Annotated in this window: 14 protein-coding genes and 1 pseudogene; all 15 read left to right on the top strand. The window is 40.2% G+C overall.

Translation table 11 applies throughout. The features are described 5' to 3' along the window. The 15 genes and pseudogenes from BSCG_RS16245 (at position 1) to BSCG_RS16315 (ending at position 26,192) form a co-directional block, all read left to right on the top strand. Positions 1-1,212, top strand: coding sequence for a DUF1735 and LamG domain-containing protein (locus BSCG_RS16245; RefSeq protein ID WP_008640544.1), 1,212 nt, complete (start codon positions 1-3; stop codon positions 1,210-1,212). Between the two features lie 23 nt (positions 1,213-1,235). Next, positions 1,236-2,201 carry a BT_3987 domain-containing protein gene (locus BSCG_RS16250; protein ID WP_004306235.1) on the top strand — a complete coding sequence of 322 codons (966 nt, stop codon included), beginning with the start codon at positions 1,236-1,238 and terminating at the stop codon, positions 2,199-2,201. 163 nt (positions 2,202-2,364) lie between these two features. Beyond that, positions 2,365-4,566, top strand: a complete 2,202-nt coding sequence (locus tag BSCG_RS16255) for a DUF4838 domain-containing protein (protein ID WP_008640539.1) — start codon at positions 2,365-2,367, stop codon at positions 4,564-4,566. Between the two features lie 98 nt (positions 4,567-4,664). Continuing rightward, a complete protein-coding gene (locus tag BSCG_RS16260; protein ID WP_004306233.1) occupies positions 4,665-5,993 on the top strand; it encodes an MFS transporter in 1,329 nt (442 codons plus the stop codon). A 16-nt stretch (positions 5,994-6,009) separates the two neighbouring features. After that, entirely contained in the window at positions 6,010-6,978 is a 969-nt protein-coding gene (locus BSCG_RS16265; RefSeq protein WP_004306232.1) for a 1,4-beta-mannosyl-N-acetylglucosamine phosphorylase, read from the top strand. Positions 6,979-6,985: 7 nt separating this feature from the next. After that, positions 6,986-9,259, top strand: coding sequence for a GH92 family glycosyl hydrolase (locus tag BSCG_RS16270; protein WP_008775775.1), 2,274 nt, complete (start codon positions 6,986-6,988; stop codon positions 9,257-9,259). Positions 9,260-9,560: 301 nt separating this feature from the next. Then, complete coding sequence (locus BSCG_RS16275) at positions 9,561-10,454, top strand: sugar phosphate isomerase/epimerase family protein (protein WP_008640537.1); 894 nt, start codon at positions 9,561-9,563, stop codon at positions 10,452-10,454. Positions 10,455-10,613: 159 nt separating this feature from the next. Beyond that, complete coding sequence (locus BSCG_RS16280; protein WP_008640536.1) at positions 10,614-12,050, top strand: DUF4992 family lipoprotein; 1,437 nt, start codon at positions 10,614-10,616, stop codon at positions 12,048-12,050. Positions 12,051-12,079: 29 nt separating this feature from the next. Next, on the top strand, positions 12,080-15,466 hold the full coding sequence (locus BSCG_RS16285; protein WP_004311797.1) for a SusC/RagA family TonB-linked outer membrane protein: 3,387 nt from the start codon (positions 12,080-12,082) through the stop codon (positions 15,464-15,466). A gap of 12 nt (positions 15,467-15,478) precedes the next feature. Beyond that, positions 15,479-17,671: a RagB/SusD family nutrient uptake outer membrane protein gene (locus BSCG_RS16290; protein WP_008775774.1), complete on the top strand. Its 2,193-nt coding sequence runs from the start codon at positions 15,479-15,481 to the stop codon at positions 17,669-17,671. A gap of 447 nt (positions 17,672-18,118) precedes the next feature. Beyond that, positions 18,119-18,973 carry a DUF6261 family protein gene (locus BSCG_RS16295; protein WP_008775772.1) on the top strand — a complete coding sequence of 285 codons (855 nt, stop codon included), beginning with the start codon at positions 18,119-18,121 and terminating at the stop codon, positions 18,971-18,973. Between the two features lie 326 nt (positions 18,974-19,299). Then, complete coding sequence (locus tag BSCG_RS16300; protein WP_008770997.1) at positions 19,300-21,039, top strand: thrombospondin type 3 repeat-containing protein; 1,740 nt, start codon at positions 19,300-19,302, stop codon at positions 21,037-21,039. Between the two features lie 2 nt (positions 21,040-21,041). Beyond that, entirely contained in the window at positions 21,042-21,710 is a 669-nt protein-coding gene (locus BSCG_RS16305; RefSeq protein ID WP_008775771.1) for a DUF3826 domain-containing protein, read from the top strand. A 205-nt stretch (positions 21,711-21,915) separates the two neighbouring features. Continuing rightward, on the top strand, positions 21,916-22,839 hold the full coding sequence (locus BSCG_RS16310) for a glycoside hydrolase family 43 protein (protein WP_004327277.1): 924 nt from the start codon (positions 21,916-21,918) through the stop codon (positions 22,837-22,839). Positions 22,840-22,870: 31 nt separating this feature from the next. Beyond that, positions 22,871-26,192 (top strand): annotated as a pseudogene (locus tag BSCG_RS16315) (MGH1-like glycoside hydrolase domain-containing protein). Positions 26,193-26,219 lie beyond the last annotated feature (27 nt).

The raw sequence follows: 26,219 nt of genomic DNA, 5'->3' as shown, positions 1-26,219 counted from the left end.
ATGAGATATCTGGTAAAAAATAAAAATACAATAATGTTCGCCTTTGCCATATTGCTTTGTGCAATTATAGCAAGTTGTGAAGATGCAAAGTATGATACTATCGGCAGTAGAATTTATTTAGCTGAATCCAGTAGTTTGTCTTATGAATCTAAAAAAGTAACAGTAGCTGAAGAGGGTAGTGTTGTCACTGTGACTCCTCGGTCGGGACAAATTGCAACAGAAGATATAGAAGTTACTTTGGGACTAAGTCCGAAATCGTTGGAAGTATATAATACAAAAAGTGGTACGAACTATAAATCTATGCCGGAAGGTTCATATTCTTTTGATCAAAAGACAGTGGTTATAAAAAAAGGAGAATTAGTGGCTCCTACTGTTAAAGTAACAATTGATCCGTTGACAAAGGAAATGCTTGATTCTGGTGATAAATTTGCACTACCGGTTGCTATTACTGCTGTATCAGGTGGGCAACAAACTTTGGAAGGTGCAGATGTGATGATTTATATCATGGATCAGGTTATTATAACCTCTGCACCAGTGTTGACGGGTACAAAACCAATTACTATGGAAATGCGTCAGGATTATACAGTAACTCAATGGTCACTTGAAATGCGTATTAATATGAGCGAACTTGGGGATGGGGTGACTCCTGGAGTTGGTTATCCTGGTCCTCCTAGCTATCAGAATCAAGCAATATTTTCTGCAGGTCCAGGTAATGGTATCGCAGAAGATGGTGAAATTTATATCCGTTTTGGTGATGGCCCGATTCCTGGTAATATTTTGCAGATAAAAACACAAGGTACTCAAGTAAATGCTGCTACTAAGTTTAAAAATAATCAATGGTATCATTTAGCATTTGTTTGTGATGGAGTGAAATTGACTATTTATGTAAATGGAAATATTGATGCAACATTAGATCTTCCAAGAAAACCTTTGCGTCTTGTTAAGAATAGTTTTGGTATATGCAATGGTGATTGGATGGTTACAGATGCTATAGTTAGCGAAGTACGTTTTTGGACTACTGCTATTTCACAGTCGCAGATTCAGAATAATATGTTTGCGATAAATCCGGGTACGGATGGCTTGGAGGCTTATTGGAAATTGAATGAAGGGGCAGGAACCGAGTTTAAAGACGCAACTGGTCATGGAAATAAAGCCACGGCGCCTAATGGAGTTGTCAGATGGGTAGATGGCATTAGATCAGATGGTAAATAATATAATATTCAAATGATGTAATTATGAGATTGAAAAATATAATATGGAAAACAGTAGTGATGTCATTAATGGCATCACCACTGTGCATCTCTTGTGACGATGATGACGAAGTTACTGTAAATTCTAAGTTTTATCTTTCTACGAAAGTTTTTCCGGTAGATTCTTATGAAGCATCGTTGTCAGTGATTTTGAAAGATAATTCAGTGGTCGTAAATGAGTTACAACCTAATTATCGGTTTGTTGCATGTGCCACGGAGAGATTATCGAAAGATGTGAAAATAACAGCCGATAGTGATGATAATCTAGTAAGTGCTTACAATAAAGCTAATGATACGGAATATAACATATTACCTGCTGAAAATTATTCTTTCACCAATAAAACTGTTACTATTGAAAATGGAGAAAGTGTATCTGGAGATTCTATAAAAATAGAGCTGTTAAATGTAGGATCGTTGACTACAGAAGGGGGATATTTGTTGCCAGTTACCATATCTTCTATAGAAGGTAATAACTTAGATGCACTTAGCTCTAACAGAGGAGTAGTTTATGTGAAAATTCAAAATATTCATGTCAATGTAGAGTCCGGGCAACCGGCTGAAGGTACTTTGATTGCCGATCGTTCTGGCTGGACTGTAAAAGTTGCCCCGACGACTCGTGGAGATGCTAAAAATCTAATTGATGGAACAAATTCTGATGTAGCTCGTGATGGAGGAGCAGAATATTGGTTAACTGTGGATATAGGTAAGGTGCAGACATTAACAGGAATAAGAAATAAGTGTTATGCTAGTAGTTATTCACCGACTGCAGTAGAAGTATTTACTTCAGGTGATGGAATAAAATGGAAATCTATCGGAACTGTAACTATTTCAAGAAGTGGCACACAATATATTAAGTTTTCGAAAGCTATTGAAACGCGTTATTTAAAGTATTATGTGAAACAAGGTCCCAATACGGTCAGCCTTACGGAATTTGACCTATATGCGAAATAGTTAATAGGTTATTGAATTTTTTAAGTCCCGCTTTTTCGTTTTTTCGGATAAAGTGGGACTTACTATATAAGTTAATAAATGAAAAAAGAAAAAGATTGATTGTTTAATAGTATCATATTGATTGTATTACTATTATATAATAACTTTTAATAGCAAGAAAAACATGAAATTATCTATTATTCTACGGTTCTGTTTATGGTTTATGGGAATTAGTGTGGCGTTTCCGTCTCTCTCTCAAACTATGTTAGTAACTAATGGGAATACAAGTTCTAGGATCATTTTGAAAGAGAATAATCAAATATCGTGGACAGCTGCAAATTTGTTACAAACATTTATTCAAAAAGTAACCAGTTGTAAGCTGCCTGTTGTTATAAGTCAAACTCCTCGAAAAGGAGATATTCTCATTGGTGGTCAATCTCCAGCGGAAGTAACAGAGGATGGATTCTCTATTTCTACTCAAGATGGTATTCTAAAAATATCTGGTAAAGAAAACGGTGTTGTATATGGGGTTGTTACTTTATTGGAGCAATATTTGGGTATCGATTATTGGGGAGAGAATGAATATTCTCTTACCCCTTCAAAAACGGTGAACTTACCCTTCATTAATAAAGTCGAAAACCCGGGCTTTCGTTATCGTCAGACACAATGTTATGCTATCCATACAGACTCTATTTATAAGTGGTGGAATCGTTTAGAGGAACCGAATGAAGTGTTTGCTGCCGGTTATTGGGTGCATACTTTTGATAAGCTTCTGCCTTCATCCATTTATGGGAAAGAACATCCGGAATATTATTCTTACTTCAAAGGAAAACGCCACCCGGGAAAGGCCAGTCAGTGGTGTTTGAGTAATCCGGAGGTTTTTGAGATTGTTGCTCAACGTGTTGATTCTATTTTCAAAGTAAATCCAGATAAACATATCATGTCTGTAAGTCAGAATGATGGTAATTATACAAATTGTACGTGTGATGCTTGTAAGGCAATTGATGATTATGAAGGAGCATTATCAGGAAGCATCATCACTTTTCTGAATAAGTTGGCTGCCCGTTTTCCGGATAAAGAGTTTTCCACATTGGCTTATCTATATACAATGAATCCTCCGAAGCGTGTGAAACCTTTGCCAAATGTGAATATTATGTTATGTGATATTGACTGTGACCGTGAAGTAACTTTGACGGAGAATGCTTCGGGAAAAAAGTTTGTGAAAGCCATGGAAGGATGGTCTAAGATTACCAATAATATTTTCGTGTGGGATTACGGTATTAACTTTGATAATTATCTGGCTCCATTTCCTAATTTCCATATTTTACAGGACAATATCCGTCTTTTCAAAAAGAATCATGCCACCATGCATTTCTCTCAAATAGCAGGGAGCAGGGGAGGAGATTTTGCAGAACTTCGCGCTTATTTAGTGTCAAAGTTAATGTGGAATCCAGAAGTTAATGTAGACTCATTGATGCAATATTTTCTGCATGGATATTATGGGGAAGCAGCGCCATATCTTTATCAGTACATAAAGATAATGGAAGGCGCATTAATTGGTAGTGGACAGAGGTTGTGGATATATGATTCACCTGTATCACATAAATATGGCATGTTAAAGCCTGCTTTGATGCGTCGTTATAATCATTTATTTGATTTGGCTGAAAAGGCTGTTGCAGCAGAACCCGATTTCTTAAAACGAGTTCAACGGGCACGTCTGCCAATTCAGTATTCAGAACTGGAGATTGCACGAACAGAGACAGAAAAAGATTTGGTAGATATTAATAAGAAGTTAGACCTTTTTGAGGAACGCGTGAAAGAGTTTCAAGTTCCTACATTGAATGAGCGTTCCAATTCACCGGTAGACTATTGCAAATTGTATCGCGAACGTTACATGCCGCAGAAAGAAAGAAGTTTAGCTTTGGGTGCAAAAGTTACTTATCTAATTCCTCCTACCGGAAAATATGCGGCATTAGGAAAGAACGCATTGGTTGACGGTTTGTTTGGTGGAGCAACCTTTGTTGATAGCTGGATTGGTTGGGAAGGAACCGATGGTGCATTTGTTATAGATTTGGGCGAAACAAAAGAGATACAAAGTGTGGAAACAGATTTTCTTCATCAAATAGGGGCCTGGATTCTTTTTCCTCTAAAGGTGGTTTATTCATATGCTGAAGACGGTGAGCATTATACACATTGGAAAACGATTGATTTACCGGAAGAACGTACCGGTGAGGTAAAATTCCGTGGAGTCAAGGCTGAATCAGCCGAACCGATAAAAACTCGTTATGTGAAAGTAGAAGTCACCGGAACGAAAGAATGTCCGACTTGGCATTATGGTGTAGGCCATCCTTCGTGGTTCTTTATAGACGAAGTGATAATAAAATAAAAAAAGTAGGGGGGAGACGTTAGTAGTTTCCCCCTTTTAGTTGTATTATATATAGATGGGTCAGAAAAATGTTTTTTTTCATCTATATACTATGATTTATGCAACAGAATAAAACTGCTTCTCAACGAAAAACTATTAACCCGGCTTGCTGGGTACCTACTGCTTATTTTGCAATGGGACTTCCCTTTATTGCTATTAATCTGGTTTCTGTTTTCATGTTTAAGGATCTTGGAATTTCGGATACGCAAATTGCATTCTGGACTTCTCTGATTATGATGCCTTGGACACTGAAATTTTTGTGGAGCCCTTTTCTTGAAATGTATCGGACGAAAAAATTCTTCGTATTGATTACAGAATTATTGAGTGGTGTATTGTTTGGAGTAGTAGCCTTTTCTTTGTTTTTCGATTACTTTTTCGCCATAAGTATCTCTACGATGGCAGTGATTGCTTTTAGTGGAGCAACGCACGATATTGCTTGTGATGGTGTATATATGGCTGAATTGAACAAAGAAGATCAGGCAAAATATATCGGAGTGCAGGGTGCTTTTTATAATGTAGCCAAATTGGTTGCTAATGGAGGATTAGTTGCTATGGCAGGAGCATTGGCAGAGCACTTCGGAGCAATAGAAGGTGCTTCGATAGATGCTAACAAAGGAGCATATTCATCTGCATGGATGATTATTTTCGGCGTAATTGCGGCAATAATGGTACTGATCGGTATTTATCATATAAAAATGTTACCTTCTACACAGGTTCCGTCAACAACAAAGAAAACTGCATCGGAGGTTGGGCACGAATTGGTAGCAGTCATTGCTAACTTCTTTACTAAAAAGCATATTCTTTATTACATCTGTTTTATTATTTTATATCGTTTGGCAGAAGGCTTTATCATGAAAATAGCTCCGCTGTTTTTACGTGCTTCAAGGGATGTAGGCGGCTTAGGACTGTCGTTAACAGAGATCGGCACGCTAAATGGTATCTTTGGTTCCGCTGCTTTCGTTTTAGGCTCATTGTTGGCAGGTATTTATGTTTCTAAGTTCGGATTGAAAAAGACACTATTTACTCTCTGCTGTATTTTTAATCTTCCGTTTGTAGCCTATACTTTTTTGGCAGTTGCACAGCCTACTAATGTATATCTGATCGGAACTTGTATAACAATGGAATATTTTGGTTATGGCTTTGGTTTTGTCGGACTGACGTTGTTTATGATGCAACAGATTGCTCCAGGCAAACATCAAATGTCACATTACGCATTTGCTTCAGGAATCATGAATCTGGGAGTGATGCTTCCGGGAATGGTTAGTGGTTATCTTAGTGACTTATTAGGATATCGTAATTTCTTTATCTATGTGTTAATTGCAACTATTCCAGCTTTTCTGATTACTTATTTCATACCTTTCACGTATGATGACTCAAAAAATAAATAATATAAAATCAACGATTATGAATAAAATTCAAATTCCTTGGGAAGATCGTCCTGTCGGATGTACGGACGTTATGTGGCGTTACTCACAAAATCCAGTTATCGGACGTTATCATATTCCTTCATCTAATAGTATTTTCAATAGTGCTGTTGTTCCTTTTGAGGATGGTTTTGCAGGCGTATTCCGTTGTGATAACAAAGCTGTACAGATGAATATCTTTGCAGGTTTTAGTAAGGACGGAATTCATTGGGATATCAATCATGAACCTATTCAGTTTAAAGCAGGTAACACGGAAATGATTGAGTCGGAATATAAATACGACCCTCGTGTTACATGGATTGAAGACCGTTATTGGGTGACTTGGTGTAATGGCTATCATGGCCCTACGATTGGTATTGCCTATACTTTTGACTTTAAGGAGTTTTTCCAGTGCGAAAATGCTTTCTTGCCTTTCAATCGTAATGGTGTACTTTTCCCGCAGAAGATCGATGGCAAGTATGCGATGTTGAGTCGTCCCAGTGATAATGGACATACTCCGTTTGGCGATATATACATCAGCTATAGTCCGGATATGAAATATTGGGGTGAACACCGTTGTGTAATGAAAGTGACTCCTTTCCCGGAAAGCGCTTGGCAGTGTACGAAGATTGGTGCAGGTTCAGTTCCTTTCCTTACAGATGAAGGCTGGTTGCTGTTCTATCATGGTGTAATCACTACTTGTAATGGTTTCCGTTACGCTATGGGAGCTGCCATATTGGATAAAGATCATCCGGAAAAAGTTCTTTACCGTACACGTGAATATCTGCTTGGTCCGGCTGCTCCTTACGAACTTCAAGGTGACGTTCCTAATGTCGTATTCCCCTGTGCTGCTTTGCAAGATGGTGAACGTGTTGCTGTTTATTATGGTGCGGCAGATACTGTGGTAGGTATGGCCTTCGGATATATAAAAGAGATTATTGATTTTACGAAACGAACGAGTATCATTTAATAAAGATATGAAACGTATTATATTAACTTACACACTTGCTTTTTCCCTTCTTTCCGCCTATGCGGGGGAAGGGGGGAGCCCTCCCCTTAAAAATACGGATAAAAGTCTTTTGATAGATTATGTGGATCCTTTTATCGGAACTACAAATTTCGGAACGACCAATCCGGGAGCGATTTGCCCCAATGGTATGATGTCTGTGGTTCCTTTCAATGTGATGGGATCTTCCGAAAACACATACGATAAAGATGCCCGATGGTGGTCTACGCCTTATGAATATACAAATTGTTTCTTTACCGGATATGCTCATGTGAATTTGAGTGGAGTCGGTTGTCCGGAATTAGGTTCTTTATTATTGATGCCTACTACCGGAGAACTGAATGTGGATTATAAAGAATATGGTAGTAAGTATAAGGATGAACAGGCCTCACCGGGCTATTATTCTAATTATCTGACTAAATATAATGTAAAAACAGAAGTTTCGGCTACTCCGCGTAGCGGTATTGCCCGGTTTACTTTCCCAAAAGGGAAAAGCCACATCCTGCTGAATCTGGGTGAGGGGTTAACGAATGAGAGTGGCGCTATGCTTCGTCGTGTAAGCGATAGCGAAGTGGAAGGAGTCAAACTACTTGGTACATTTTGTTATAATCCTCAAGCTGTATTCCCCATTTACTTTGTATTGCGGGTTAAGAAGAATCCTTCTGCAACAGGGTATTGGAAGAAACAACGTCCGATGATGGGGGTTGAGGCTGAATGGGATAAGGATCAGGGAAAGTATAAACTTTATACTCGCTACGGAAAAGAAATAGCAGGAGATGACATTGGTACTTATTTCTCCTTCGATACAGAAGAAGGTGAACAAGTAGAAGTACAAATGGGAGTTTCTTTTGTAAGCATAGAAAATGCCCGTTTGAATCTGGATCGTGAACAGGCTGGAAAGGATTTTGAGAAGATTCATGCGGAAGCACGTTCCAAATGGAATGATGACTTGTCACGCATAACAGTGGAAGGTGGTACAGATGCCCAAAAGACTGTGTTTTATACAGCGCTTTATCATTTGCTGATTCATCCTAATATTTTGCAGGATGTAAACGGAGAATATCCGGCAATGGAAAGTGATAAAATCCTGACAACCAAAGGTGATCGCTATACCGTATTTTCTCTTTGGGATACCTACCGCAATGTTCATCAATTGCTGACCTTGGTTTATCCGGAACGTCAGATGGAAATGGTGCGCACAATGCTTGATATGTATCGTGAACATGGATGGTTGCCTAAGTGGGAATTATATGGCAGAGAAACATTGACAATGGAAGGTGATCCGAGTATTCCGGTAATTGTAGATACCTGGATGAAAGGTTTGCGTGACTTTGATGTTGATTTGGCTTATGAGGCAATGTACAAATCTGCTACGTTACCGGGGGCGGAAAACTTGATGCGTCCTGATAATGATGATTATATGTCTAAAGGATATGTACCCCTTCGTGAACAGTATGACAATTCCGTCTCTCATGCATTGGAATATTATATTGCCGATTTTGCATTGTCTCGTTTTGCAGCTGCTTTAGGTAAAAAGAAAGATGCAGAGATGTTCTATAAACGTTCTTTAGGATACAAACATTATTATAGTAAAGAATTTGGTACTTTCCGTCCGATTCTCCCCGATGGAACGTTTTATAGCCCGTTTAATCCGAGACAAGGAGAGAACTTTGAACCGAATCCCGGTTTCCATGAAGGTAGTTCCTGGAATTATACGTTCTATGTACCACATGATGTATATGGCTTGGCGAAATTAATGGGGGGAAAGAAACCTTTTATCGATAAACTACAAATGGTTTTTGACGAAGGACTTTACGACCCGGCAAATGAACCGGATATTGCTTATGCTCATTTATTCTCATACTTTAAAGGTGAAGAATGGCGTACGCAGAAAGAGACGCAGCGTTTATTAGATAAGTACTTTACAACAAAACCTGATGGTATTCCAGGAAATGATGATACGGGAACGATGTCTTCCTGGGCTATTTTCAATATGATCGGTTTTTATCCGGATTGTCCCGGACTGCCCGAATATACATTGACGACTCCGGTCTTTAATAAGGTAACGATCCGGTTAGATCCGAAATGGTATAAAGAAAACGAATTGGTGATTGAAACCAATCGTACTCAACCAGGAGTTTTATATATTAATAAGGTACTATTGAATGGCAAGAAGTTCAATAAATATCATATCACACATGATGAACTTGTTCACGGCAAATATTTAAAGTTTGATTTGAAATAACACACAGTGTTTCATAGGTATCGTTTTTGGGTTGACAGGGCTGTCGGACTTCTAATAGTCCGGCAGCCCATTTTTTTACATTTACTTCTGTTATTACTTCTTCGAAAATAGTGACGGTATATGCCCGGGATAGTGACGGTATCGGACCAAGATAGCGTCACTATTTGTCTTGGATACCGTCACTATCTTACTTTTATTAAATTATACTCCGTAGTATTTTTAGTTATTCTCTGTTTTATAGGTGATTACAAAAATCTATTCCATACGTCTACTATGTAAATCGTATGCAATAAAATAAAAAATGAGAAGAAATTTATTTAAACATATCCTTTGGATATTGATACTTGCAGAGTGTTTTCCTCTATTGGCAATTGCCGGATCGCAGCAAAAGGAACAACGTTATAAAATAGCCGTATGTGACTGGATGATTCTGAAACGTCAGAAAATCGGTTCATTCCAATTGGTACATGAATTGAATGGTGACGGTGTAGAATTGGATATGGGTGGCCTTGGCAAGAGGGAAATGTTTGATAATAAATTGCGCAAGCCCCATTTCCAGCAATTATTTCGTGAAACTGCTCAAAAATATCAATTAGAAGTTTCTTCTATTGCTATGTCCGGTTTCTATGGACAGTCTTTTCTGGAACGAGCTAATTATAAAGATTTAGTTCAGGATTGCCTTCATGCCATGAAAGTGATGAATGCCAAAGTAGCCTTTCTTCCTTTGGGAGGAATCAAAGCCGGATGGGAAAAGATTCCGGCACTACGGACAGAAGTTGTAAAACGCTTGAAGGAGGTAGGAGATATGGCAGCTTCTGAAGGAGTGGTGATTGGTATTGAAACTCAACTGGATGCAAAAGGAGATGTGAAACTACTGAAAGAAATTAATTCTCCCGGAATCAAGATCTATTTTAAATTTCAAAATGCATTGGAGAATGGAAGGGATTTGTGCAAGGAGTTGAAGATTCTGGGGAAAAAGAGGATTTGCCAGATTCACTGTACGGACACAGATGGAGTGACTTTACCTTATAATGAACGATTGGACATGAATAAGGTGAAAAAGACACTGGATAAGATGGGATGGAGTGGATGGCTGGTGGTAGAACGTTCGCGTGACAAGAATGACGTGCGGAACGTGAAAAAGAATTATGGTACGAATATTAAGTATTTGAAAGAGGTGTTTCAACAGAGATAGGAGGATATTATGATATAGTTAAGAGAGAAAAAAGTGCAAAATCTATTTTTTTATTCTTTTAAGTGATTACATATTTTTTGATTGTACGTCTTTCCTTAAAAGAACTTTTAGATTTTGAAGATATAATATATTATTTTTGTTTAAATTAAAATTTAATCTATGAAGAGTAAGATGAAGATTAAAATGAAAGTTGTCGGGAGCATAGCTTGTTTATCGATGATTTTATTTATGGGCTCTTGTGCTGGAGATGGTTTTGATGAAGAAACCTTCTCCGGTGGCGTGACGAATACGCAATTGGATTCGCCGAAAGCATCGGATGTGGCTTTTGAAAAACTGGCTACAACTGAAAATAATGTAAAAGTTACTTGGTCTGTTGTTATGGGGGCAGGTGGTTATAAATTTTCTATGTACATTGTAGATGACCCTGATCATCCTGTAGCTGTAGTGAAGGACAGTATTGTAGACGGGACGGCTGTAGTATGTCCTTGGGTAGAAGATACGAACTATAAGGTTGAGATTGCAGCATTGGGGAATGAAAAGTTGAATAATACAGCTTCCGTTTCCGCCACTGAAATCAGTTGGTCTACACTTGTTGCCGCAACGCTTGTTCCTAATGGTACAGACTTGACTACATATTTTGCTGAACATCCGGTGACTACGGGAAAAGATACAGAAGTTGCTTTCGAACTGGAAGCAGGAGGGACGTATTATATTTCAGGAGATTTGAACTTTGGCGTAAATAATGTACAGTTGCGCGGAAATAAAACACGCGGGAATGCGAATGTGAAATTCACTGCTCCGGCTTCTATTATTACTTGTGGTGGAGGATTAGCCTTGAAGTTTATCAACTTTGATTGTGATGTAGTGACAGATGGGGCTTTTTTAAAGTTTGGTGATGTTCCGGAAGAGATATTGGATACAAAGAGAACCGATCATGGAAAAGTAACTAATCCTATGGTTATTCAATCTTGCAATATCAAGGCTGTTAGAAAATACTTAGTTCACATTAACGGAAAGAAGTATGGTATTCAAAATTTTGCAATCAGAAATTGTGTAATAGATTGCTATCAAGCTGCTGACCTGATAAACTTTAACTCTAGCAGTTCGATTGTGAAAGACTTCGAAATAAGTAACTCTACGATTTATAGTCATAACCAAAACGGTTCTCGTTTTTTACGTTATGGAGGTGGACAAACAACCAGTTATGATGGTTGGTCAAGAGGATCGATGACATTTATAAGCAATACATTCTATAATCTCTCCTATTCCGGACAGAGTTTTAATGGCAATGGTTGGTCACAGACACATAATGAGGTAATTTCAAAGAACAATTTGTTTATTGACTCATTTTCGGGAAATTTCAATCGTCGTATAAGAATGCAGGGTACAAAGGTAGCTGCAACTTTTGAAAATAACTGTTATTGGTACAATGGCGCATTGCCACTGGATGAGACTTCAAATCGTGCGGATGGTGATAAGAGCAATTCTGCTTATGGCGTGGATCCGGGATTCGCTGATGCTGCAAACGGTGATTTTACTCCGAGTGCTCCCGAAGTATTTGCTCATGGTAGTGGCGACCCGCGTTGGTTAAATTAAAAAGATAATAAATCTAGAATACGATAAAGATGAAACATAAGAATATATATAGAATCAGTATCAGCCTGCTTCTAGCTTTTGTGATGGCTTTGCCGACAATAGCACAGAATACTAAAACATTCAAAGGAGTTGTGCTGGATGAGACCGAGCAACCTATTATTGGAGCTGCCATAAAGGTTGTAGGAACAACAGTGGGAACAATAACGGATTTAGATGGAAATTTCACATTGAATGTTCCTGATGGTAAGGAAGTGGAAATCTCTTATATAGGATATGTACCACAACGTTTTTCTGCTCCATTCAAATTGACAAAGATCATCTTGAAGGAAGATACGCAGCAATTGGATGAAGTTGTAGTTGTGGGTTATGGTACGCAGAAGAAAGCGCATTTGACTGGTGCTATCGCCACTGTTCCCGTTGATGATATTCAGGATATTTCAAGTGGAAGTTTGGCCAGTACATTGAGCGGTTTGGCAAATGGTATCTCTGTAAACGGAGGTGATACTCGTCCGGGACAAAACGCTACGATTACTATTCGTCAGAATGGTGAGTTGGAAGAAATGGGAGGTACCAACCTGCAGCCATTGTATGTTATTGATGGTTACATTTATCCTACGGAAGTAAAAGTGGGAAGTACTTATACTAATTTGGGTGCGGAAGCGTTTAACAACTTAGATCCATCAGTTGTGGAAAGTATTTCTATCTTGAAGGATGCTTCTGCAGCAGTTTACGGTGCTCGTGCAGCAAATGGTGTTATTCTGGTAACCACAAAAAAGGGAAAGTTAGGTGCGCCTAAAATTTCATATAATGGAACATTTGGTATTACAGATGAAGTATCTCGTCCTAAGATGTTGAATGCGTATGAGTATGGCAAGTTATGGAATGCAGTACGTATGGCTGACCCGACGGAGACAAGTATTGATCCGTTAAGAGCTATTTTTCAGCAGGATGAGTTGAATGCCATGAAAAGTTTGCACTATGATTTACTGGATAAATATTGGGAATCCGCATTGACGCAGCAGCATAGTGTAAACCTGAGCGGTGCTACTGAAAAAGCCAGTTATTTTGCCGGAATTTCTTATTTTGATCAGGATGGTAACTTAGGTAAGCTGGATTACAATCGTTGGAATTACCGTGCTGGTGTAGATGTGAAAATCAGCAAGTGGATAAAAGCGAATGTACAGGTCTCCGGTGATTATGGAAAGAAAAATACTCCTCTGAATCAGGTCGGAGGTTCGTCTGCAGAGAAAGATTACAATACGCTGTTGACACATCCTTATTATATTCCCGAATATGTGGGTGAATATGCGGTAGCTGCTTACGGTCCTACTAATTCATCGGTAAGTAATATTCAGAATTACAATTTCAATGTACTTCAGAATAATGGCGACTATAAACGAAACATGACATCAAACATGAATATTAATGCCGGGTTGGAATACGATTTCGGATGGAATAAATGGTTGAAAGGACTGAAATTGAAGTTTACTTATTCGAAGAGTGTCAATACGAATAAGACAAATGATTATGGTACTTCTTATAATCTTTATTATTTGGAGACTCGTTCTGGTAGTGGAGAACATTTGTATACTCCAATTGAAGGAGCGGATAACAGTGCATTTGAAAATACTAGTTTTTATTTGGCAAATAGTGGAAAACCGGTGGTTAACTCCAGTACAAGTGATATTACTGGATATTTGTCTCGTTCCATGACTCGTTCGGATAACTATCAGATGAACTTTACTGCAGCATATAATAGGGATTTCGGACTACATTCTGTAGGAGGTTTATTCTCCATTGAAAAGTCTGAATCAGAAACAGAATATTTGTACGGTATGGTTACTAACCCATACGAATTTACGACAGGACAATCTAATTCGGTAGACTGGAATAGTACTCCTAGTACAGAATTCACTCGTTTTGAGTCGGGTAATTTATCTTATATCGGTCGTTTGAATTATTCTTATGATAACAAATATTTACTGGAGTTCCTGCTTCGTTCGGATTCTTCCACCAAGTTTGCTCCTGAAAATTATTGGGGATTTTTCCCGTCAGTATCTGCTGGTTGGGTGGTTTCACAAGAAGAATGGTTTACTAAGAACGTTACATGGATTGATTACTTAAAGTTGCGTGCATCTTTTGGTTTGACCGGTCGTGATAATACAACAGCATGGCAATGGTTGCAGACTTACGGAACAGATAAGGATAAAGGGCCAGTATTTGGCACTAGTACAGAGGCCAATGCCGGTAGTCACCTCACAATGAATAAAAACAATGCAGCAATCAATCGGGATGCTCATTGGGATAAATCTTATAAAGGTAATTTGGGGCTTGATTTCAATGTTCTCGATAATCGTTTATCATTCAATATTGACGCTTACTATGAATGGAACCGTGAGATGTTGCTTAGTTATAATGCCTCTGTTCCATCTACAGTGGGAGCTAATTCTGCGAAAGTGAATTATGGAGAATTGAATACTTATGGTGTCGAACTGTCTGCTACATGGAGAGACAAGATAGGTAAGGATTTTAAGTATAAAATTCAGTTGAACACCGGGTATAGTGATAATGAGATTTTGGTAAGAGACTGGGATCAGAAGCCTACTTATAAGAGCTATAAGAAGGGTGATCGTTTGGATCAAGGCATCTGGGGTATGCAGTGTATCGGTATGTTCCGCAGCTATCAGGATATTGACGAGTATTTTGCCAAGTACAATATTACTTCCTATATGGGTAACGTTAAAGAAGATGTAAAACCGGGTATGTTGATTTATAAAGACGTGCGTGGAGCCAGACAAGATGATGGTACATACGCCGGACCGGATGGTGTGGTTAGCTCTGAAGATGACCAAGTACGGTTATCTAATCGAAGCAATCCTTACAGCATGACAATGAACCTGAACGCAGAATGGAAGGGGCTTTCTTTGACAGCTCAGTTTAATGCGAGCTGGGGTGGTTATAGTTTCTTGCCTGATGATGCAATTTCTTTAGGAAACCAAGGAACATCGGCTAATAAGTATAATGATTTGGAATATGCAAATATGCCTTCGTTCTGGACTACAGACAATATGTTTGTGTATAACGACGTAGTAGATGCAGCAGGTAATGTAGTGGTGAAAGCCAATCGCAATGGAAAATATCCGAACTTGAGATGGGGCAGCGTGAATGCAGTAACTTCTTCTTTCTGGAGAGTAAGCGGAACACGTGTCAAACTGAATCGCGTTACATTAGCTTACCGTATACCGTCAAAATATACAAAAATGATAGGTATCGAAAGTTGCCGTTTTAACATTACAGGACAGAATCTATTAAGTTTCTATAATCCTTATCCGGATAATTTTATTGATCCGATGACTACTTATGGGAATTATCCTACCCTGCGTAAATTCACGATTGGTGTTAATTTAACATTCTAAAAGAACAGTAAAATGAAAAGAAAAAATATATTCCGTATCAGCGTAGCTTTTTGGGCGATGACTGCGTTTACTTCTTGTAGCGACCAGTTCATGCAAGACAAGCAGAACTTTGACAGCACTACTGCCGATGCTTATAATTATTGGAGTGGTGCACTGGGACGTGTAGCAGATGTTTATAGAGTATGTCTGCCAGATCCTAAGGCTACTCCCAGTTCAATGTATAACAGTACCGGTTTAGCAGACGACCAATCTAAGTCGACTGAAGAATATAGTGGATTCAGTGCTTTTGTCGATCCACTCAAGCCGTTGACTTATCAAACCGGAAATAATCCTGTACCTGATTACTTTGAAGGAACGAAAGGTGATCCTATAACTTCCGCTTATGGACGTATTCGTAATATTAATGATGTCATTGCAGGCATTGAAGGAAGCACGCTTTCGCAGGAAGAAAAGAATGAGTTGTTAGGGCAGGTTTACTTCTTTCGTGCATGGTGCTATTATAATTTGGTGAAATGGTATGGTGGTGTGCCCATCATTACGGAAGTACAGGAACCTGTTGAAAGTTCTGTTGTTCCCCGTTCTTCCGCAAAGGATTGTTTCAAATTTATTTGTGACGATTTGGAGAGAGCTGAAACATTGTTAGCACCTTTTACGGGAGCCGGACAATGGATGTCTGGTGATAATTACGGTCGTGTTACTTCCGGTACAGCAGTGGCTTTGTTGGGTCGAGTACGTGTACTATATGCCAGTCCGTTATTTAATCGCTCCAATGATTTGTCTCGTTGGACACAGGCTTACAATGATATAAAAAGATCTATTGACGTGCTGACAGCTGCCGGATATGGCTTGGCTAATGAAAGTAATCCCGGTGTGAACGCTTCCGGTTGGGCTAATCTTTTTACTGAAGTGCCGAGTCAAGAAGCTGTATTTGTAACGCTACACAACACGCTGACGGAAGGAGTTCCTGATTATCGTAAGAATAATACATGGGAAAATGGCATCCGGCCGTACAATGCTAGAGGAGGAGGTGGCAAAACACCTTCCGCCATGTTGGTAGATATGTTTCCTATGTCTGACGGCAAGATACCTGCAACTTGTGAAACATACAATACGTTAACTAAATCAGATATACCTTATTATCGCGAATTTCCTTTCGTCGATCGTGATCCGCGCTTCTATCGTACATTCGCTTTCCCGGGAGTTCGTTGGTCGTTTGTCGGTAATCCTACGACACAAGGGAACCGATACCCGCACAATGGTCCTGATTATGAACTTTGGAACTATACCTGGTATACGGATGCAGCTTATGTAGATGATATTGAAGCCAATAGCAGTGTGACCTATGGCGCTGATGGTCTCCTTAATGATGTAAAAGGTTTTTATGTACGTAAACGCTCTGATGACAGAGATGTGAATGCTATTGCCCGTTATGTCTATGATGAAAAGTCCGGGGGATTCACACGTTCTGCCGCGCCGTATATGGAGATTAGATATGCGGAAGTATTACTTAATTATGCAGAAGCAGCATGTAATGCGGGTGAGATGGGAGTTGCCGTTGATCAATTACAAAAAATCCGTGCTCGTGTTGGTTATAAAGCTGAAAATAATTATGGATTGGAAGCAGGTTTGGACGGTGACCAAGCTAAATGTATGGCAGCTATCATGTATGAACGTCAAATTGAATTGGCATACGAAGGAAAACGTTTCGATGATATGCGTCGCTGGATGTTGTTTGATGGCGGCATAGAACTTCCTGAAGGTGCGCCTGCTACTTGGAAACTGACTGGCTGGGGTGGAAACACATGTACATATCTTGGTTTTAAGCCACTCAACGGACAACGTCGCGAGAATTTTGAATTCCGTACAACTGTAAACGGTGGCATTGGTGGAACAAATGTTGACGACGATCCGTTAGTAAAAGCTGGAATTACCCGTCCGGCTGCAATGGATTTGAGAAAGGATCTTGCCAGCGAACAGGATAGGCTGAAAGAATTTTATTCAAATTATTTGACCCGTAAGACAAAGAAAGGCGATTCTTATGATGATAGCCATTCTCCATTGTATATCGCGTTCCTTCCAAGGTATTATATCCTTGGTTTCCATCAAGGTATCCAGGGTAATAATAGTACATTGCTGCAAACCATCGGCTGGGGAGATTACAACAACGGTGGCGCAAACGGTACTTTTGACCCGCTGGCTGAATAAAAAACTCAACTTCCTTCGATAAGAACCTTGCATTTCGGTGCAGGGATAATTACATCGGAGATGAATCACAGGATGCTTCGGCATCGAAAACCATAGAAATTCACCGGTTCCTCCCTCTTTTCTTTGAGAAGACGGCAGGAATTGGTGAATTTTTGTTCGTTAAATCAGCTGATTTTAGTTATCTTTGCCTTCGCAAACTTCTCAAAACGCTTCCCCAAGCCTGCTGAATGCCTGCAAACTTCCAGAAACGCTTTCCCAAGCTTGTAAAATGCCGGAAAACTTTTTAAATCGCTTTTGCAAGCTTGAAAAACGCCTGCAAATTTTAAAAAATGCTTTCACAGGTATGCAAAACGTCCACGAATTTACAGCAACCATTTCGCGGGCTTGTCCGGACTTCGAATTTTTCAGAGATAGATAGAACAAGTATGAATCCCGAAAGAAAAAATTATGGGAAGTTATCAAAAAGCAGACGGTATCACACTGTCACAACTGAACAACACTGAGTACACCAATTTCATGAATCGTGTGCTGACACTCCTCACCGCAGGAAGTATTTCCAAACTGACAGTAACAAACATCGTGAACAGCATCAAGCCGAAGTTGGTACAAATGGAAGACCTAGTGAACCGTTCCACGGCCAACGCCGAAACAAAGGATTTACTGAAACTGGATGCCGAACGCGATTCGTATGTCAGTTATTTGTTGGCTACTGTCCGTGCGGCCAAAAACTCACCGTTGGCAGCGCAACGAGATGCATATAATACCTTGGAAATCACGGTGCGCCCTTATACCGGACTGGCACGCATGCGCAATATGGAGGAAACGGCAGCCATCAGCGGACTACTGCTTGATTTCCGCAAGGAAGCCGTGAAAACCGCCGTTACGGCACTCAATTTGGATGCCATATTAACGGCACTCGAAACCGCCAATAAAAACTATTCGGCACTGACAGACGCCCGTTCCGTTACTCGTACAGCAGAATCGGTTGCGGACTCAAAGACTGTGCGTGCGCAGCTTGATTCACTCTACGATGACTTGGTGATGCACATAACCGCTGTCAATATACTGACTCCCTCCATAACGGAAGCTTCAGCGTTTCTTACTGCTCTCAACCAAGTCATAGCCGAAACAAAAGCTGCTTATAATCGTCGTAAAGGTATTACGGCTCCCTCAAAGCCTTCCGGAGGCAACGGAACGATAACGCCTGGTGAAGGTGAAGCTCCCGCTCCTGATGAAGGCGGTGGAGTAACTCCTCCTTCCGGTGGCAGCGACAGTGGCGAAGCTCCCGATCCGGCTCTCTGACGGCAGTCAATAGAAGAGAAAATGTGAAAAGAGGGAATCTTAAGATTCCCTCTTTTCTTTTACACCAAGCTATTCCGGTTATTCGGATTTCGTGTGTGACACATTCCTTCCTTCGTCGTTTTTTCTTCCGATAGAGAAATGACCGGCAGAAAAAGACACTTTTCAGCAAAGTGATTCTCGATAGTACTACACGGACCATTGGAGACTGGAAAGTCGTTTCTCTCCCCCGCATTTGATAAAAGATCATCATCACTGATTACAAATCTTTTCTTCTTTCGTCTTATTATTGTATTTTTGAATTAACAACTTCACAAAACCAAATAAAAATGAAGAAGAAACAGGTACTTTTAGCAGTTTTTGCTGCAACAATGTTGACTCCGACCGTTGCATGGGCGCAATACCCACAAATATCTGGCGAAGCCAAAGAAAACTATACAAAAATGATGACTGAAGAGCGGAAACGCTCTGATGAAGCATGGGCAAAAGCGTTGCCGATAGTACAAAAAGAAGCTAGAGAAGGACGTCCATATATTCCTTGGGCTGGTCGTCCGTACGATTTGCCACAGGCTGATATCCCTTCATTCCCAGGTGCTGAAGGTGGTGGTATGTACAGTTTCGGTGGTCGTGGAGGTAAAGTGATAACTGTCACAAATCTGAATGATCGTGGACCGGGTTCTTTCCGTGAAGCATGTGAAACTGGTGGTGCACGTATTATCGTTTTTAATGTTGCTGGTATCATCCGTCTGGAATCTCCGATTATCGTCCGTGCTCCTTACGTAACTATTGCCGGACAAACAGCTCCGGGAGACGGTGTTTGTATTGCTGGAGAATCATTTTGGGTAGATACACATGATGTGGTTGTACGTCATATGCGTTTCCGTCGTGGAGAAACGAAAGTATGGCATCGTGATGACTCTTTCGGAGGTAACCCTGTTGGTAATATAATGATCGACCACTGCTCCTGTACATGGGGATTGGATGAAAACATTTCTTTCTATCGCCACATGTACGACCCGAGTGAAGGACAATATGAAAGCAAAGACTTGAAACTTCCTACTGTAAACGTAACTATTCAAAATACTATCTCGGCAAAAGCGTTGGATACATACAATCATGCGTTTGGTAGCACGTTAGGTGGTGAGAACTGTGCATTTGCCCGTAACCTCTGGGCTAGTAACTCCGGACGTAATCCTTCTATCGGTTGGAATGGCATATTCAATTTCGTTAATAATGTAGTATTCAATTGGGTGCACCGTTCTTCCGATGGTGGTGATTATACCGCGATGTTCAATATGATTAACAACTACTATAAACCGGGACCTGCTACTCCTAAGGATTCCAATGTAGGACATCGTATCTTGAAACCGGAAGCAGGACGTAGTAAGCTGGATCATAAAGAATATGGGCGAGTATATGCCGACGGAAATATAATGGAAGGCTATCCTGAAATAACTAAAGATAACTGGAATGGCGGTATTCAGATTGAAACTCAACCAAACACTGACGGATATACTGAATACATGCGTAGCTACCAGCCGTTCGAAATGCCGTATATCAATATCATGGGAGCTAAAGATGCTTATGACTATGTATTGAAACATGTAGGTGCGAATATTCCTTGTCGTGATATTGTTGACGAACGTGTGATTGAAGAAGTAAGAACAGGTATTCCTTATTATGAAAAGAAACTTCCTAAAGACGCTTATGGTGACTTGACAGGTTTGTCTCCTAAGTCAATGGGAGAAGACGGACAGTTCAAGTATCGTCGTTTGCCGAAAGATTCTTATAAGCAGGGTATTATTACTGATGTTCGCCAGATGGGTGGTTATCCTGAATACAAAGGTACTCCTTATGTTGATACAGACAAAGATGGTATGCCAGACGAATGGGAAATTGCTAACGGATTAAATCCGAATGACCCGAGTGATGCCAATAAGGACTGTACTGGTGACGGATATACTAATATTGAAAAATATATCAACGGTATTAGTACAAAGCATAAAGTAGATTGGAGAGATATGAAGAACAACTACGATACATTGGCTGAAAAAGGAAAATTAATGTAATTATGAAAAAGATACTGATACTATCATTGCTTTTTATTTCCGGTTGGATGTCTGCACAGGCAGTCGACTTAAATAAAGAGAATCGTGATCCTGAATATGTAAAGTCTATTGTCAGCCGATCACAAAAGATCGTTGATAAACTCGGGCTTACAGATGCGAAAACAGCCGAAGATGTTCGCAATGTCATAGCCAATCGTTACTTCGAATTAAATGATATTTATGAGGTACGGGATGCGAAAGTCAAGAAAGTAAAAGAATCCGGGTTGACTGGTGAGGCTAAAAATGAAGCTTTGAAAGCTGCGGAAAATGAAAAAGATGCGGCGCTATATCGTTCACATTTCGCTTTTCCTGCCAATTTATCCCTCTTTCTTGATGAAAAGCAAATAGAAGCCGTTAAGGATGGCATGACTTATGGAGTAGTAAAAGTGACTTATGACTCACATCTGGACATGATCCCTACTTTGAAAGAAGAAGAAAAAGCTCAAATCTATGCTTGGTTGATAGAGGCACGTGAATTTGCGTTGGATGCAGAAAATTCGAATAAGAAACATGCTGCTTTCGGAAAATACAAAGGACGTATCAACAACTATCTGGCTAAACGTGGATATGACCTGAAGAAAGAACGAGAGGAATGGTATAAACGTATAAAAGCCCGTGGAGGTTCTATATAATTAAAAAATAAGATACTATAAAAAGAAGTGAAATTCTTTCCCATTGTAAATGGTTAGTTTGTTTGATGGTGGAAAGGGTGGCTCGGAGAGTCGCCCTTTTATCGTATATAAATTTTGAATCTATTGATTCTTCTAGTATATTTGAGTACAAACGGCGCTTTCCATCGTCTCCTCTGTATAAAAGATACAAATATAGAATATAGAAATGAAAAAGTTAAGAAATACATTAGCCGCAATAAGTCTTCTGTTTCTGGCTTCTTGTGGGGGGAACAAAGACTACTACATGTTCACTTCGTTTCATGAACCGGCTGATGAGGGGTTGAGATACTTATATAGTGAGGACGGAATTCACTGGGACAGTATTCCGGGAGTTTGGCTAAAGCCGGAACTGGGACAGCACCAGCTCATGCGGGATCCCTCGATGGTACGTACTCCGGATGGAACCTACCATTTGGTCTGGACTACAAGTTGGAAAGGTGATTTAGGATTTGGCTACGCACATTCCAAAGATCTGATCCATTGGTCGGAACAACAGATGATTCCTGTAATGGCAGACGAACCGACTACTATTAATGTATGGGCTCCGGAAATTTTCTATGACGACGAGAACGATCAGTTTATGGTCGTATGGGCTTCCTGTGTTCCCGGGCGTTTCGAAAAGGGGATAGAAGAAGAGAATAATAATCATCGTTTATACTATATCACTACAAAAGATTTTAAAACCGTCTCGAAAGCAAAACTTTTGTATGATCCGGGATTCAGTACCATTGATGCCGTTATCGTGAAACGGGCAAAGAATGACTATGTAATGGTACTCAAGGATAACACCCGACCGGAACGTAATCTGAAAATCGCTTTTTCCGATTCTATGACCGGTCCTTATTCGCCCGCATCCCAACCTTTCACTGAATCCTTTGTAGAAGGACCGTCTGTAGAGAAAGTGGGAGACGATTATCTAATCTATTTTGATGTATATAAGAAAAAAATATATGGCGCTATGCGTACGAAGGATTTCCGGAACTTTACAGATGTAACAGAAGAGGTAAGCATCCCTGTAGGGCATAAGCATGGAACCATATTTACGGCTCCGGAATCAGTCGTAAAAACATTGCTGGAAGAAAAGAAATAAACCCGGAAACAATTTTAAATCAGAATAAATCATGAACAACTCTGCTAAAATTCTTTTTGTACTGGCTGCCGGTTGGTTGACTACTACAGCCTTTGCACAAGATAGAATTCATTATACAGGAAAAGAATTATCGAACCCTGCTTGTCACGACGGACAACTGTCTCCGGTAGTCGGAGTACATAACATTCAGTTGGTACGTGCCAATCGTGAACATCCCGATGCTTCGAACGGCAATGGATGGACGTATAATCATCAGCCGATGCTGGCTTATTGGAATGGACAGTTTTTCTATCAATACCTGGCAGATCCTTCTGACGAACACGTACCGCCTTCACAGACTTTTCTGATGACATCGAAGGATGGATATCGCTGGACAAATCCGGAAATTGTGTTTCCTCCTTATCAAGTTCCCGATGGATACACCAAAGAGTCTCGTCCGGGTGTGCAGGCCAAAGATCTGATTGCCATTATGCACCAGCGTGTCGGATTCTATGTTTCTAAATCCGGCAAGCTGATTACAATGGGAAATTATGGAGTTGCTTTGGATAAAAAAGATGATCCCAATGATGGAAACGGTATTGGCCGGGTGGTTCGTGAAATAAAGAAAGACGGTTCTTACGGACCGATCTATTTCATTTATTATAATCATGGATTTAATGAAAAGAATACTGATTATCCGTATTTTAAGAAAAGCAAGGATCGTGAGTTTGTGAAGGCTTGCCAGGAAATTCTTGACAATCCGCTGTATATGATGCAGTGGGTGGAAGAAGCCGACCGTGAAGATCCTATTCTCCCGCTGAAGAAAGGATACAAAGCATTCAATTGTTATACATTGCCGGATGGACGTATTGCCAGTCTTTGGAAACATGCGCTTACCTCTATCAGTGAGGATGGCGGACATACTTGGGCAGAGCCTGTGCTTCGTGCAAAAGGTTTCGTTAATAGCAACGCGAAAATTTGGGGACAGCGTTTAAGTGATGGTACATACGCTACTGTATATAATCCGTCGGAATTTCGTTGGCCGCTGGCTATATCTTTGAGTAAAGATGGATTGGAATATACAACATTGAATCTGGTGCATGGTGAAATCACTCCCATGCGTTATGGAGGAAATTATAAATCATACGGTCCTCAATATCCACGTGGTATTCAGGAAGGCAATGGGGTACCTGCCGATGGTGATTTGTGGGTTTCTTACAGTGTGAACAAGGAAGATATGTGGATTTCCCGTATTCCTGTCCCGGTGGAAATAAATGCTTCAGCACATGCGGATGATGATTTCTCTAAAAATAAATCAATTGCGGAACTGACTGACTGGAATATTTATTCTCCGGTTTGGGCTCCTGTTTCTTTGGAGGATCAATGGTTGAAGTTGCAGGATAAAGATCCGTTTGATTATGCCAAAGTGGAACGTAAAATTCCGGCTTCTAAAGAATTGAAAGTATCATTTGATTTGAAAGCCGGCCAGAATAATAAAGGCACACTCCAGATTGAATTTCTGGATGAGAATGGAATAGCCTGTTCTCGTATGGAACTTACTGATGATGGCATTTTCCGATTGAAAGGCGGCTCCCGGTTTGCAAATATGATGAAATATGAAGCAGGAAAGGTTTATCATGTAGAAGCAGTCCTTTCTACTGTTGATCGTAATATTCAAGTATATGTAGATGGCAAGAGAGTAGGGCTGCGTATGTTCTATGCGCCCGTGGCTGCTGTGGAGCGAATCGTATTCCGTACTGGCGTACCTCGTACATTCCCGACTGTAGATACTCCTGCCGACCAGACTTATGATCTGCCGAATGCAGGTGCGCAAGATCCATTGGCTGAATATGGCATTGCCAATGTGAAAACATCTTCTGCAGATAAAGATGCGTCTTCTGTCTTTTTTAAAGTATGCTGACTTCAGTCATTATGCAGACTATTTCAACGGTATGGAAGACGAAAATATTGTTCAGGCAATTCCCAATGCAAAGGCTTCGGAATGGATGGAGGAAAATATTCCTTTGTTCGAGTGTCCGCAACATAACTTTGAAGAAATGTATTATTATCGTTGGTGGTCATTGCGTAAGCATATCAAGGAGACTCCTGTTGGCTATGGCATGACCGAGTTTCTCGTTCAGCGTTCTTATTCAGATAAATATAATTTGATTGCCTGTGCAATTGGACATCACATTTATGAAAGCCGTTGGTTGCGTGATCCGAAATATTTGGATCAGATTATTCATACATGGTATCGTGGCAATGATGGCGGTCCGATGAAGAAAATGGATAAGTTCAGCTCATGGAACGCAGATGCTGTTTTGGCTCGTTACATGGTAGATGGTGATAAGGACTATCTGCTGGATATGAAGAAAGATCTGGAAACCGAATATCAGCGTTGGGAACGTACAAACCGTTTGAAGAACGGATTGTATTGGCAGGGTGACGTACAGGATGGTATGGAAGAATCAATCAGTGGCGGGCGGAAGAAGAAATATGCCCGGCCGACAATTAATAGTTATATGTATGGCAATGCCAAAGCACTTTCATGTATGGGAATCCTTTCCGGTGATGAGGGGATGGCTATGAAATATGGCATGAGAGCGGATACTTTGAAAAATCTGGTAGAAAATGAATTGTGGAATACACGTCATCAGTTTTTTGAGACGATGCGTACGGACTCTTCCGCGAATGTGCGTGAAGCAATCGGATATATTCCTTGGTATTTCAACCTGCCGGATACCACCCAAAAGTATGAAATTGCCTGGAAAGAAATTATGGATGAAAAAGGCTTCTCTGCTCCTTATGGATTGACAACTGCAGAACGTCGTCATCCGGAGTTCCGTACACGTGGAGTAGGCAAATGTGAATGGGACGGTGCTATCTGGCCGTTTGCTTCCGCACAGACATTGACAGCAATGGCTAACTTTATGAATAATTATCCGCAGACTGTATTGTCTGACAGTGTATATTTCCGTCAGATGGAATTGTATGTGGAATCACAGTATCATCGTGGTCGTCCCTATATTGGTGAATATTTGGATGAGGTGACCGGTTATTGGCTGAAAGGAGATCAGGAACGTAGCCGTTATTATAACCATTCCACTTTCAACGACCTGATAATTACAGGATTGATCGGGCTTCGTCCGCGTTTGGATAATACGATTGAAGTGAACCCCTTAATTCCTGCTGACAAGTGGGATTGGTTCTGCCTGGATAATGTATTATATCATGGTCATAATCTGACGATTCTTTGGGATAAGAATGGTGATCGCTATCATTGCGGAAAAGGATTGCGCATTTTTGTAGATGGTAAGGAAGTAGGGCAGGCGAATACATTGACAAAAATCGTTTGTGAAAATGCACTTAAATGATAATTTTGCGGAGTGCCCTGAAAGGGT

The sequence above is a fragment of the Bacteroides sp. 2_2_4 genome (genome assembly GCF_000157055.1).
Lineage (GTDB): Bacteria > Bacteroidota > Bacteroidia > Bacteroidales > Bacteroidaceae > Bacteroides > Bacteroides ovatus.
Note: the sequence above shows the minus strand (reverse complement) of the source record. Positions and strands in the feature narration are given on the sequence as shown.